The 12,267-nt window shown below is 43.0% G+C and carries 21 protein-coding genes; 7 read left to right on the top strand and 14 right to left on the bottom strand.

Annotation, left to right across the window (positions count from 1 at the left end; translation table 11 throughout):
* Positions 1 to 17: 17 nt before the first annotated feature.
* From NIT79A3_RS06995 to NIT79A3_RS06935, 14 genes are all read right to left on the bottom strand, one after another.
* Positions 18 to 344 (bottom strand): hypothetical protein, encoded by a 327-nt coding sequence (locus NIT79A3_RS06995; RefSeq protein WP_013965515.1) that lies wholly within the window; start codon positions 342 to 344, stop codon positions 18 to 20.
* 476 nt (positions 345 to 820) lie between these two features.
* Positions 821 to 1,549 carry a phage antirepressor KilAC domain-containing protein gene (locus NIT79A3_RS06990; protein ID WP_013965514.1) on the bottom strand — a complete coding sequence of 243 codons (729 nt, stop codon included), beginning with the start codon at positions 1,547 to 1,549 and terminating at the stop codon, positions 821 to 823.
* A 2-nt stretch (positions 1,550 to 1,551) separates the two neighbouring features.
* Complete coding sequence (locus tag NIT79A3_RS06985) at positions 1,552 to 1,962, bottom strand: hypothetical protein (RefSeq protein WP_013965513.1); 411 nt, start codon at positions 1,960 to 1,962, stop codon at positions 1,552 to 1,554.
* 10 nt (positions 1,963 to 1,972) lie between these two features.
* The gene (locus tag NIT79A3_RS06980) at positions 1,973 to 2,680 is read right to left on the bottom strand and encodes a hypothetical protein (RefSeq protein WP_013965512.1); all 708 of its coding nucleotides are present in this window, start codon (positions 2,678 to 2,680) and stop codon (positions 1,973 to 1,975) included.
* A complete protein-coding gene (locus tag NIT79A3_RS06975; RefSeq protein WP_013965511.1) occupies positions 2,677 to 3,369 on the bottom strand; it encodes a DNA methyltransferase in 693 nt (230 codons plus the stop codon). Before NIT79A3_RS06975 ends, NIT79A3_RS06980 begins: the two co-directional genes overlap by 4 nt.
* 3 nt (positions 3,370 to 3,372) lie before the next feature.
* Positions 3,373 to 3,582, bottom strand: coding sequence for a hypothetical protein (locus tag NIT79A3_RS06970; protein WP_013965510.1), 210 nt, complete (start codon positions 3,580 to 3,582; stop codon positions 3,373 to 3,375).
* Between the two features lie 14 nt (positions 3,583 to 3,596).
* On the bottom strand, positions 3,597 to 3,929 hold the full coding sequence (locus tag NIT79A3_RS06965) for a hypothetical protein (RefSeq protein ID WP_013965509.1): 333 nt from the start codon (positions 3,927 to 3,929) through the stop codon (positions 3,597 to 3,599).
* Between the two features lie 4 nt (positions 3,930 to 3,933).
* Positions 3,934 to 4,284 carry a hypothetical protein gene (locus tag NIT79A3_RS06960; protein ID WP_013965508.1) on the bottom strand — a complete coding sequence of 117 codons (351 nt, stop codon included), beginning with the start codon at positions 4,282 to 4,284 and terminating at the stop codon, positions 3,934 to 3,936.
* 74 nt (positions 4,285 to 4,358) lie between these two features.
* On the bottom strand, positions 4,359 to 4,577 hold the full coding sequence (locus NIT79A3_RS06955; protein ID WP_041360221.1) for a hypothetical protein: 219 nt from the start codon (positions 4,575 to 4,577) through the stop codon (positions 4,359 to 4,361).
* 19 nt (positions 4,578 to 4,596) lie between these two features.
* Positions 4,597 to 5,187, bottom strand: a complete 591-nt coding sequence (locus NIT79A3_RS06950; RefSeq protein ID WP_013965507.1) for a hypothetical protein — start codon at positions 5,185 to 5,187, stop codon at positions 4,597 to 4,599.
* A complete protein-coding gene (locus NIT79A3_RS06945) occupies positions 5,159 to 5,980 on the bottom strand; it encodes a helix-turn-helix domain-containing protein (RefSeq protein ID WP_013965506.1) in 822 nt (273 codons plus the stop codon). The genes NIT79A3_RS06950 and NIT79A3_RS06945 overlap by 29 nt, the downstream gene beginning before the upstream one ends.
* Positions 5,981 to 5,991: 11 nt before the next feature.
* Positions 5,992 to 6,219 carry a hypothetical protein gene (locus NIT79A3_RS18670; protein ID WP_156797037.1) on the bottom strand — a complete coding sequence of 76 codons (228 nt, stop codon included), beginning with the start codon at positions 6,217 to 6,219 and terminating at the stop codon, positions 5,992 to 5,994.
* A 24-nt stretch (positions 6,220 to 6,243) separates the two neighbouring features.
* Positions 6,244 to 6,843 carry a hypothetical protein gene (locus NIT79A3_RS06940; RefSeq protein WP_013965505.1) on the bottom strand — a complete coding sequence of 200 codons (600 nt, stop codon included), beginning with the start codon at positions 6,841 to 6,843 and terminating at the stop codon, positions 6,244 to 6,246.
* Between the two features lie 41 nt (positions 6,844 to 6,884).
* A complete protein-coding gene (locus NIT79A3_RS06935) occupies positions 6,885 to 7,139 on the bottom strand; it encodes a helix-turn-helix domain-containing protein (protein WP_013965504.1) in 255 nt (84 codons plus the stop codon).
* An 87-nt stretch (positions 7,140 to 7,226) separates the two neighbouring features.
* On the opposite strand from NIT79A3_RS06935, the gene NIT79A3_RS06930 reads away from it, so the two are divergent.
* From NIT79A3_RS06930 to NIT79A3_RS06905, 7 genes are all read left to right on the top strand, one after another.
* Positions 7,227 to 7,589, top strand: a complete 363-nt coding sequence (locus tag NIT79A3_RS06930) for a hypothetical protein (RefSeq protein ID WP_013965503.1) — start codon at positions 7,227 to 7,229, stop codon at positions 7,587 to 7,589.
* 96 nt (positions 7,590 to 7,685) lie between these two features.
* Positions 7,686 to 8,462, top strand: a complete 777-nt coding sequence (locus NIT79A3_RS19400) for a PEP-CTERM sorting domain-containing protein (protein ID WP_013965502.1) — start codon at positions 7,686 to 7,688, stop codon at positions 8,460 to 8,462.
* Positions 8,463 to 8,483: 21 nt separating this feature from the next.
* Positions 8,484 to 9,569, top strand: coding sequence for a molecular chaperone DnaJ (locus NIT79A3_RS06920; protein ID WP_013965501.1), 1,086 nt, complete (start codon positions 8,484 to 8,486; stop codon positions 9,567 to 9,569).
* 337 nt (positions 9,570 to 9,906) lie between these two features.
* The gene (locus tag NIT79A3_RS06915; RefSeq protein WP_013965499.1) at positions 9,907 to 10,224 is read left to right on the top strand and encodes a hypothetical protein; all 318 of its coding nucleotides are present in this window, start codon (positions 9,907 to 9,909) and stop codon (positions 10,222 to 10,224) included.
* Positions 10,221 to 10,370: a hypothetical protein gene (locus tag NIT79A3_RS18665; protein WP_013965498.1), complete on the top strand. Its 150-nt coding sequence runs from the start codon at positions 10,221 to 10,223 to the stop codon at positions 10,368 to 10,370. The genes NIT79A3_RS06915 and NIT79A3_RS18665 overlap by 4 nt, the downstream gene beginning before the upstream one ends.
* Before the next feature lie 93 nt (positions 10,371 to 10,463).
* The gene (locus NIT79A3_RS06910; RefSeq protein WP_013965497.1) at positions 10,464 to 11,279 is read left to right on the top strand and encodes a PD-(D/E)XK nuclease family protein; all 816 of its coding nucleotides are present in this window, start codon (positions 10,464 to 10,466) and stop codon (positions 11,277 to 11,279) included.
* A 5-nt stretch (positions 11,280 to 11,284) separates the two neighbouring features.
* On the top strand, positions 11,285 to 12,265 hold the full coding sequence (locus tag NIT79A3_RS06905; protein ID WP_013965496.1) for a hypothetical protein: 981 nt from the start codon (positions 11,285 to 11,287) through the stop codon (positions 12,263 to 12,265).
* The last annotated feature ends 2 nt before the right edge of the window (positions 12,266 to 12,267 follow it).

Genomic DNA, 12,267 nt, shown 5'->3' with positions numbered 1-12,267 from the left:
ATCAATCCCCCAACCTATTAATCTGGATTCTTAACAAATTCTGATAGTTCGCCTGCCCTATCAGCCAATTCATTAACTTCACTAGCCAATTGATCATCACCGTTCTTTTTTGCCTCTTCAGCGTATGCCAGCAATGCCGCTCTCGCATTCCGGTCTTGCAGTTTTATTACGAAGAATTCGTCTTGGCTTTTTGGGAATCCGTACTCAACGAATTCCGCTATCCATGCCAATGCTCTGTCAAACCTTTCGAATGACTTGAAATATCCGGCGCTTCTTAACTTATCCAAACGAATAAGTGCGTATTTGCATGTGCCGTCAGCCGTGGTGTTTCTTATTAACCTCATATTTCACTCCATTTAAAATCTGTTGGTGGTGGGTTATGAAGCCCACGTAGCAACCTCTTTTCAGATTGCCGTTGCACGTTCCGTCATCCGGTCATTACACCAACAACCATGAACACTCTAATAAAGCCCCTTAACCTTGTATTCATTCAATATTAAAAATATTAAAGTGCCCATGGTTGTTGCCACTCCGAATAGGCATCGGAGTACCGCCGTTCTGTTGGCTACTGGATAGATTCTTTATAACTTGTCGCATTGCGCAGTTAATGGGTTCCTTAGCCTTCCACAAGGGATTTACACTCACCAACAACTAGCAGCACTGAAATCCAAATCTTTTTACTGATCTGCAGAACCTTGCTTGTGTCCCGGAAATCAATGCCGCTAATTCTTGGTGCGATTGGATTGCTAAAGTAATCAGCGCACGTACCAGCCATTTAGTTTCGTTGTTAACCATTCTTGCTATATCCTATCTTTGCCCATTAACCAAAAGCCAATTCACTCGAAAATATCTCTGACAGCAAAGCCATGCCTCTCGCCGTGATTCGCGCCTGTGTTTCCACCCACTCAGAACCGTCCGGCCTTTCACCACGGATGATCTTATGTTCCATCAGCCCTCTTTTCAGCTTTTCCGAATAAGCTAGATATCCAGACCCCATCGGTCTACGATATATCCAGCTGCGCTCAACAAGCGTTTGCTTCAATACCTTTTCCTTAACTTGCAGAGTTTTGGCCGCGTCCCTTATACAAAATGATCCTTCGCTGTGCGTTGCTATGCGATCAAGTGCCTTGGCTTTTGGTGCAAGCTCTACGACTTTGTGTTCAAGGGCTAGCCGCTCTTGCTCAGACTCCATAGCTAATTGAAGAATTTGTAACTTCGATAGCTTGGCGTAGTCGATAGTTGGTTGTGTTTCTAGCCCCGTCATCCGGTCATAAACCTTAGCCTGCAATTCGTAGCTATAACTCATAGCCATCAGGCATGCCTCCCGTTTTGGGAAAACGTAACAAGGTTTCTTGCGATTCATTGAGTCCTTGTAGATGCCGGAAAAATTTCCCGCATCTTTCTCACCCAATACCTGTAGCACTTTTTTTAAAAAATCTGAGTGGGCAAGAATCGCTTCACCATCTCCACGCTGAGAATTGATGAATTCAACCAGCTCAATACTGGTCATAGTCACGGTTTTGCCGTTGTGGATTGCTATCTCACTCATGGTCAGACCTCTTCCTTATCCAAATCCACCAGCCAAAGGTAATCTTCAACTGTTTTAATTGGCCTTGTTTCACCTTCATCAATACCGGCCTCGTACCCCTTGTCACCGCATTCATTTTCAAAAAGAAACCAATCAAGCCCGGCCTTGGTATCACCGATCAAGGTGGCAACAATACTGATATAGTCAGAAAGCCGATCATTCACGAATTGGTATAAGCAGGTATCGCTATTAAGCCCCGGATAGTCACCGAATAATTCATGGAATTTCTTCATGAATTCGCTCTCGCGCTTTACGTTCTCAACTAACTTTTGAACCAGCTTTGTCCTGTATTCTTTTGTCGGGTCTTTATGGTCTACAGATCCTGCTGCGGCATTGTTAACCGGTGTCGTGTTCTCAGTAACGAAGTCTGTCATTTATGATCCCTTATGCCGCGTAATTATTAATAACCTGACCAAACAAATATCTTTCAAAATCATCAAGCATTTCTTGCGTAATCTCTGACAGGCTTTCAAGTCCAAGTGAGTCCTTAAATGCTGCCTTAATGCGCTCTGCTGTGAGTCCTACAGCGTGCGGCAACATGACATCATGACGATCTTCATGGCTGGCAGATCCTTTGTGAGAACCGTGCGCCCAAGTCATATGGTGCTTGTGGCATAAAGGCACGCCGTACCAGTGCAGTGGTTTAATTCTCACTCCGGAATTCGCCGATGTTTTTACGTGATGCATAACAACATCGCCATCGCACGGTTTAATATGTGGTGCAAACTTGAATCCGCAGCACGGAAGCGATTGAACGTACTCTTTGTGCATTTCCTGGGTATAAATGCCCTTCTCTTCCATCGCATCCCAAAGCTTGGGATTGCGAAAATAGCCATCACGGTGCATGCTTTGAGCCAGATAATTAGCCTCTTTTCTTTCAGGTTTCCGCTGCTCTTCCTGTACCGGCGCTTGAATTGGCGAATTAATTACCATCGGAGCGATTGCCACCGGCATATCAATTTGCCCAAACAATTTAAAGAACAATTCGCGGTACATTGGATCAATATCGATCTGAACACGAATGGTTCCATCCACAAGCTCTTTCATGCTTCGTCTTGTGCCTGATACTGCTATGGCTTCGTTTTGACTCATGCAAATAGCCTCTCTTGTTTTGCGTATTCAGCTACTCGCTCGCATGCTGCATGGTAGTAATCAATATCCAATTCACACCCAACCATTTCATAATTCATGTTGTTACAGGCTATTGCGCTCGATCCTGAACCAAGGTGCGTATCAAGTATTTTCTGGCCAGGTTTTGAATACTTAAGCAGTAGCCATTCATAAAGCGGTACCGGTTTCTGTGTTGGATGAATGCGCTTATCATTCTTTCGAACGTCTCCGCCAAAACTTCCTTGGTGCATGCCATTCCACATATATTTAAATACTCGGACAGCGGTATCGAATGATGCGTAAGCCAATTCAGCATCAGCAAATGTGCTTGCTCCATTTACTTTGTCCCACACAATCCAGCATGGCGAACTAGAATCAAATAGACCGGCAAAATGATTTGCACCCCAGATAATCTGATTTTTGCTCACACGCTGCAGCTCAATAAAATATTCTCTATCCGGCACTTCCCAAGATTTGCACTCACCATAGTGCTTGGCACGTTGCACACCAAGGCTTGAATATCCTTTGCCGTAATATCCAGATTTGTTAGGACCATCAAAATACGGAGGATCGACAATAGCCAAATCAAAATGCTTGTCACTCACCGTCCGCATGTATTCCATGCAGTGAATGTTGATGATCGTGGCATTTTTGATGGTTTTCTGGCTCATTGATTACTTATAAATCAGGTACTGAACACCGAAAAATTGACGCACTTCAAGAATGCTGTGGCAAGTATTGAACTCCTGCTTTTCACCAAAATGCTTGGCCAAGAAATATAGCCAACCTGGGGCATTCTCAGACGCTTTTGCGGTAGCGTTCCAATCTTTAAAAACGCCTTCTAATTTACGTTTAGTTATCATTACATTTGCTTTAACTTGCACTTTAAATCTCCTTGTTATTGCTTATTATTCTGTTGCTTATCTAAATCAATTATCTTTTTAATTTCTCTCAGATTTTCTATACCCAAAGATTCGAGAGAATGACGAACCATGCTGCATATAGCTTTTTTTTCTATCTCTTCTCTTAGTTGACTTGTTGGCTCGTCAATATGCAGTCTCGACCAATCAGGAGCGCCAACCACGTAGCCACGGCTCTTATTAAATCTATAGCCGTCATCTGTAATAATCATGGTCTTGGTGACGCGATCCACCTTAGCAATACACTTCCCTTCGTACCGGCAAATGCAAACTTCATCACCTGGTTTTAGGTTTTTTAGCCATTCGTACATACAATCATCCCCACAACTCATTGCCGTGACAGCAATCTTTCTCTGCATTACAAGTGCATTTTTCTTCAGCTTCTTTTACTGTCATAGCACCACACTCAACACACGGCGGCTGGCTTCTGTCAGGCTCTTTTGATTCTGGAATATAAGAGAAACATGGCAACCAACCATTACAATCATCAACATTGATTGACAAGCCTCCATGAAGCATAAAAACACGGTCACGATCTTGACTCAAGATTCCAGCTTCCATGTATTTGCTGAAATTATGTTCGATCATCACTTTCTTTCTAACCGGGCAGTCGCTCATTGGTTTGATTTCTGTGACAATTACCTTTTCTTCTTTTTCGAGAATCATTTTCTTATCCTATTCAAATTACGCCGCCAGGTTAAAAGCGGCGTTCTCTTTTCTGGTTTATGCCTTTTGGTCTGTTAACTCTGTCGCATGATCAAGTCCTCCTTTTTGTTTTTCTTTTTCCTTGCTCTCAATTCATTCAGAATTTGATCTGCAAGTTGATCACCGTACAATCTTCGCCAAAAAGCTATGCAGCTAAATTTGTACTCTCTGGTGAAACACATTTCGATAAAGTCAGCACCTTCTTTTACTGTCGGTTTTCTGTACTTAGTTTTATCTTCTGCAGGCTTATCCACGAATCACATTCTTATGTACTTATGATTTGTTAATTATTTTCTTGTCGAGAATTGCGTGGGCTTCGGCAAATCTTCTTGCTGACTCTTCTCTCGACACAGTTACTTTCCCTGGCGCTGGTAATGCGACCAGTCTTTCCGGCACTGTGCTAGGCAACCTTCCATCAGAAATTTTCTCTCTTGCTTTATCGAAAGCTGACTTCCAACGGGCGCGGATCGATTGATATGGATGATTATTCAAATCGTTGCCAATATCAGCAGCAGCCCAGTAAATCGCCGGATTCGACCATTCATCATTACCGGTTTTACGCCGGTGCATTTGCTCGACGGCCTCAACAAAAGCTTGCTCGTAATCGATTGTTGGTCTGCACGCCAGCTTGAACTTATCGCAGTCAGGCATGAATGGATACTGTGCTGACAGGCCGCGCTTTATTTCTTCCGGAGTAAATCCTGCAAGCTCTTCACCCCATACATTTTTCGCATTAGAAATACCCATATCTTGACCATCTGCACAAATTATTCCGGTGCAGTATTCAGCAAGAAATCTATTACCAAACCTTCCGTGGAAACGTTTGAATATTTGATCAACCCAATTGCTTGGCAATGGTTCCACGCTCTATTACCTCCCCATGAATAACTTTTTCTTGTACTTCGTTACTAAAAATCGATCTTGCTGCGATTGATGCTTGTTGCTGCTTTACTGTCATCTGCGTTAACGCATCCGGCTTTGGCTCATCTTCCCATCGGTGTTGATTTAAGTAAGTTGCTGGGTTTGGTATGAATCCTTGCTGCCATTGCTGCGAATTTCTTTGCCACTCCAATGCAGCAAGTATTTTTTGCAATGGAGGTTTAATTTTTTGCCATTTTTTAAAAGCATCTTGCTTCCCAGTTTTGTTTGGGTATGCATTCCAAAATAAATCAAAATTTGTGATTTTCTGTACTGATGGTTCTATGGTGGTTATATGATGGTTAATGGTGGTTCGGGTGTCATGGGTGCTAGGGGTCTCGCGCATGGGTGCTAGGGGTAGTGCGCATCCATGCAAGGGGTCTCGCGCATCCATGCAAGGGGTAGCATCGGCGCGAGGGGTAGCATCCATGCAAGGGGTAGCGTCAGTGCTAGGGGTAGCATCCATGCAAGGGGTTGAAAGCATTTCAAGATTAATTCTGTAATGCCGAGATTGACCAGGATTGCCACCTTGATGATTAGCAACAACAGTTAAGAATCCCTCTTCAATAAATTTGTGAAGTATTCTTCGTGCTTGAGACTCGCTAACATTGATTTTCTTTGCCACACCTGAAATAGATGGATGCAAGCTTCCGCCTTGATCATTACACCAATCAGCCAGTGCGAGCATTGCTAACTTCTCGCTTCCTCCGCGATTGAAGTTATCCCAAACTAATGACATGACTTTTATGCTCATCTAAACCACAATAAAAAACCCAGTGCGCCAAACAAGGGAGGGAACAAAGCGCACTGGGCTGCTGTAAAACCGGGAAGAGCTGGCAGGAATCGAACCTGCGCACATAAAGGATAATGTGCCAATCTTTTTGCAGCCCTTGTGTATGAAACCCAATTCAACACTCCACCGATATCTCGTATCGTCTTGATGCTGTTTCCAGCACTTGGGTTAAGAGGTTTATTCATGGTCTAGTGAGTTCATGAATTCTGTTAATTTTTTGCTGCATTGATTGATTTAACATTCAAGGCAGAAAGTTTTGAATCAACTAATGCTCTGGCATCCTTGACGCTTCTTTCCAAATCTATTAGCTCTTGCTGCGCTTTAACCAACTCATCGTAAGTTTCTCCGTCAATGAGATCAGTAATTGCGTGGCAAGCTTCCGCGCTTTCTTTTATCAATGATTTAAGGTGTGAAATTGGTTTATCTTGAGAAATTATTCCTTGTTGCTCTACTGAGCCTGCAACGATATCCATTGGTCGCAACATTTCATTCAAACAGTGCAATCGAATGCCATCCGGCAATGCTTGCAGGATCACTGATAGAAAGTTTGAATCAAGGAAATTCTTATCTTTTGTGCGGTCATCAAGCCAGCGGAATATGCGCGTTGCATTTACCCGGTTGCGCGTGAACATGTCAGGGTGATTTGAGAACTCTTCTACCCCAGGCAATCCATTTGGATAAATCTCATGGTATTTGTTCACTATCGCTTCTGCAGTAGTTTCACGACTCCACTTATTTGCCGATTTCCACCCTTCAACATGGTCAGAAACAACTGAAATCCACGATCTTTTATGTGATTTATGTTGCATGACTTACCTCAATATTTTTTCTAAACTAGGATGATGAAAAATCATGCCGCATCTTTTGAGTTTGTTTGGGCTTGCTTGCTTGTTCCTCGCAAGAACCCCCAATCAACATCTGTTCGCAATTCTTCGCACCTAACTGCACCTTTAGATTCGCGCTCTATATTTATGCATAGATTTTCTCCGGCAATCTTGTATCCGTATGCAACGTTCCTGAGATGCTTGAGTGTTGTCTCGCAGTTTTCAGCGAAAACGACTCTTTCGTTTACTGATAACGACTGGATATATATTTTTAATTTCATGCTGCACAGTATACACCGTACGGTGTACTGTTTGTCAACACCAAATAGTGAATTTACCAAATGATGATTACTTGTTGTAATGCAGATATGGCTATACAAGATATCCGCAGAGCAAAACTACAAGCGATGGTTGATGCGCTAGGACTGAGTGTTGTCGCGAAAAGATTCAAGAAACCAGATCGGCAAATTAATGACATGCTGGCTGGAAGAAAGTCTTTTGGCGAGAAGGTCGCAAGGGCAATGGAGGATGTCTCTGAACCCAAAGTACCTAATGGATTTTTCGATCAAGATGACAACACGATTACTTTAAATGTAGACGACAAAGAGCTTTTGCAGTTGATGCGACTGATGGTTAAGTTGCCTCCAAAAAAGAGAACATCATTGAGAAACTTTCTTGATGAGGAGGTTGAACAAGACAAAGAACCAGCCATTAATGGAAATAATAAATAACGAAACAATTGATCAGTTAAAAATTAACGTTATTTACATCAATGCCTGGTGTGAAATGGAAGAATGCAAATGCAAGGCTAGAAAAGGATAATAAAAATGAAGAAAAAACTAATTGCAGCATCAATAGCCGGTGTTTTAACAATCGGATTGGTATCAAATGTCTCAGCGGAATTAATCACTTTTGACGGACTGGCAGGAAGTCACATGCTCGGAGAGGACATAAGCCGTCACGATAGCTTTGTAACCGTGTTCACCAATAGCTCGGTAGCCAATATTGATGGATTTAAGTTTACCAGCATTGGAACTAACCTTAATTCATCAATAAGTATAGACAATGCATTGTATATGGTTGATATGCAGAATTGGGGCAGCAATACGGGGCTGTCTGGGTCTGTGATTGATACGTTCTTAACAGCTTGGAACGGGACGGATTACGCGATGTTTTCACCCTCATTGACATTCAGTCTTGCCAGCAACGAACCATTTTCACTAAATTCCTTGGATTTGGTTATGTGGCAGGCTGGTTATGGCGAAACTGAGACTACTATTACAGGTAATTTTGTTGGTGGTGGCTCAATTAGCCAATCTTTTGGACTTGATTCCACCGCTCTTAATAGCGACATTCAGATTGGGAATGACTTCACCCACCACGACCTCACCGGATTCACCAATCTTGCGAGCGTAACAATCACCAAAGACAGCACTAATTTCCTTGCGATAGATAATATTAACGTAACACTGCCGCCACCAGTTATTATTCCTGACCCTGATCCAGTATCACAGGTTCCAGAGCCGGAAACATACGCAATGCTACTGGCGGGGCTTGGTTTGATTGGGTTCATGGCACGCCGCAGAAGATCATTAACAGAATAACTTTACAATAAATGCAGGTAAGTGAACCCGGAATTCGTTAATTTCGCCGTCACACCGCTTTATGCAGCAGCATGCCCTTACCTGCATCATATCAAGACCAATGAGGGCGCAAACCCTCATCAGATACTTGCTTCAACATCCCACACGTTGTATTTATGGGCTATTGGTGTTACGCAGCTAATCAATCATCCGCCATTATTATCAGGTACCGCTAGAACATTAGGTGAGGCGATTCACTTTGCTACCCAATTCGGCTTCACAAATGTTGACACAAATAGCCGCAATCAAGCTAATACGGCTTTAAGAGAGTTCATTTCCTGTAACACACCGATAGTTTCCAAACTAAAAAGACAATCTGGCGATTACGCGCTGGCAGCTTGGCATAATCGCATCCATTACCTGATGGGCGCGGAACCGGCTTTTTATTCGGACCATATTGATCCATCGTCTATCACTGAAATAATACTGGAATACGGCAATAACAATCCATTCGCTGCAGAATCAAACGGTGAATTCATTCGCAGCTATATCCGCAAGCGCGAAGCTATGCGAAAAATTGGCGCTATTCCATGCAACACGGATGATTTCGTATCAAAGATTGAATTTGTTCACGCAGATCATAACGAACAGGATTATTCAACCAATAAGAAAAACTGGCAACGTCATCGCATTATAAAAGTGACTGATAAGTATGTTTTTATTGATTCCTATCCATTTTTTGGCAAGGCTTATTTGCGTCAAGGGTGGCAGGCAAGAATCATTTACATGCGTATTCTCGATAGAGAAATATTTGAGCGGGATGGAGAGTATTACCACAGACCATCACACGCTACTTTCTACTCAGAGCAAACTGTAAAAAAACGCCGATGGAAATGCAGGTTAAATGATTTAGAAGAAAATATCGTTATTGAACTTCCATCCAATGATATTGATTGGGCTATGAAAGTATTGGGAATTGATGCGTGGCCAACAACTATTTCTGTTATTAAAAAAGCTTTTGTTAAGAAATCATTCATTACTCACCCTGACAAAGGTGGGAGTAATAAAGATTTCATCCAATGCAGGTCTGCGCGTGATTTTTTACTTGATATGTGTGACGATGAATAAGTAATTAATCGCTCTACACGCACCACAGAACCCGCTCAGGCGGGTTTTTTATTGCCAAAAATTCAGGCGTAAGAAAAAATATTCACCATTTGGTGTTGACTTAATGTACACCGTATGGTGTAATAATCTCATCAACACCCCATAAGTCGTAAGCGCTGGTGAGTTGATCAAGCAACCATACGGAGCGAGTAAAAATGGTCAAGTGCGTAATAACAATCAGGACTGCAAGCAAAATTCATAGCCCAATTGAGGGTTTATTCAAATCAACAATGGAAGCCACGATGCATGCATTAGCAATGGTCAGCGAGCCTCCATACATCAAGGTAGCGGTGCTGAAATGAGCTTATCAGAGAATGCAAACCTTTCGCCAGACGCGATTGAGAAGCGAAAAAACGAAATTCTTTGGGATGCCCTGGAACGCGCTCTTGATGATGTTCTGCAAGACCGTGAGCATAAAGCTAATGCCATCCTTGTTTTCAAGCACGTTCAGGCAGCTTTCACTAAAAGAATGGGGAGGATTGATCCATGGTCAACCGAACATAAGACACTTGAGGGCTACGTGAATGCTTTGGATGTGATGATTCTGACCATGGAAGATAGTGATGATCACTCCGCGGTGAATATTGTTATCTCCAACACAGGGGCGCAACCATGAATGAACTAAAAGGTTTCAAACATCTGATATTCGGGATCGCCGTGGTGATTGCAGTTGTTAGCTTTATTGATTTTGATAAGGCAAACGAACGGTGGTGTAAGACATACGAGTTTTGTGAGGATAAAGATCATGGTTCTGCACAGTGAATTAAGTTTCTGGCGGCGCATTGGTAACTTTGCTTGGTTCTTAAAGCGCGGATATTCGCCAAATAAAGCATGGGAATACTCAAGGGTTGCGACATGAGCAACGAGCCGTCATTAACCGTTCGAGCATCCTCTTGGCCAGGTCTTTTTGACTGTGCGTATAGATGGGAGGGAATCCACTTGCTGGGTATGCGCAACACAGTCGGGCTGCGAGCTGCTCTGGGTACTGCAATTCATGCTGGAACAGCGGTGTTTGATCAAAGCAGATTAGATGATTCTGGTGTGAGCATCATAGATGCTGCTGGCGTAATGGTGGATAAATTGCGCGATCCTGAAAATGAATTCGATCATGGCAAGGATGATATCACTATGAAAGAGGCGGAATTTATTGGGATATCTCTTGTATCCGAGTATTGCGCCAAATGGTCACCAAAATACAACTTTGTGGCTATCGAAATGGATACCAAGGAGTTTGATATTGATTGCGGAAACGGAGTTGTTATCAGGCTGAAAGGAACGCTAGATAGAGCAAGGATTAAGAAAACCTCTATGGGTGTCGGAATCGCGGATTTAAAAAGCGGTGGAAATTCTGTTCAAAACGGCGTTGCAGTAACTAAGGGTCATGCTGCGCAAATAGGCACGTATGAATTGCTGTATGAACACACGACCGGGCAACAAATAACCTCTGAGGCTGAGATTATCGGACTAAAAACCAAGGGCAAGGCGGAAATAGCTACCGGGGTAATAGGTAATGCGAAACAGATCATGGTTGGGGATGAAAACAATAAGGGGTTGATTGAGTTTGCTGCAAATATGTTTCGGAGCGGCATGTTTTACCCAAATCCGAAATCGACCCTCTGTTCTGTGAAATATTGTCCTCGATGGAAAAAATGCATTTTTAAAGGAGATTAAATTAGATGAATGAAACAACGGCAAAACTTGGGGATTTAAAAACCCCACAACCTGCAGAATCTAGGATGCCTGAAATAACACCAGGATTCGGATCGCTGCAATCTTTCGAGCTGATGCAACGCACAGCAAAACTACTGATAACCAGCACATTAGTTCCTGCTGCCTATCGTGCAAATGATGAAAAGAAAGGACCGAATCCTAACGCTCTGGCCAATTGTGTTGTAGCGCTCAATATGTCGCATCGAATGAATGCTGATCCGCTGATGGTAATGCAAAACCTTTATGTGGTTGAAGGAAGGCCAAGCTGGTCATCGCAATGGATTATCGCTGCAATCAATGGCTGTGGAAGATTCTCGCCTCTGCGATTCGATATTAAGCAGATTGGTAAAAAATCAGTCGACTATGTTTCAACCTATTGGGAAAACCGAGAAAAGAAAACCAAAACTATAACCGAAAAAATTCAAGACAAAGTATGTGTCGCATGGGCGATTGAGAAAGGTACTGGTGAGCGCATAGAGTCCCCTCCGGTCACTATTGAAATGGCGGTTCAAGAAGGCTGGTATAGCAAGAACGGCAGCAAATGGAAAACCATGGATGAAGTCATGCTTCGCTACCGCACAGCTAGTTTCTTCGGGAAACTCTACGCGCCCGAATTGCTAATGGGTTTGCAAACCGTTGAAGAAATACAGGATGCAAGGGTAATAGATGCCTCACCAGACGGGCACGGCGGCTACTCTGTTGATATTGATTCTCTGAAACCTTCAAAACCTGAATCCAGCGATATTGAGTCAAATATTGTTGATGCAGAAGCTGGCGAAATATTGAAAGATGAGCCAGCTACGCAGCAACAAATCGAACAAGACAAACCAGAAATCAAAGCCGAAGAAATTCAATCAAAAGAATCATTCGAGCCATCAGCAGAAGAGCAAGCCAAGATTCGTGCGCGCGAAATAGCGGAATCGCAAGCTGAATTCAGCATCGATTGATC

The sequence above is a fragment of the Nitrosomonas sp. Is79A3 genome, assembly GCF_000219585.1.
In the GTDB taxonomy this organism is placed as follows: Bacteria; Pseudomonadota; Gammaproteobacteria; order Burkholderiales; family Nitrosomonadaceae; genus Nitrosomonas.
The sequence above is the reverse complement of the archived record's forward strand: the minus strand, read 5'-3'. Positions and strand labels throughout refer to the sequence as shown.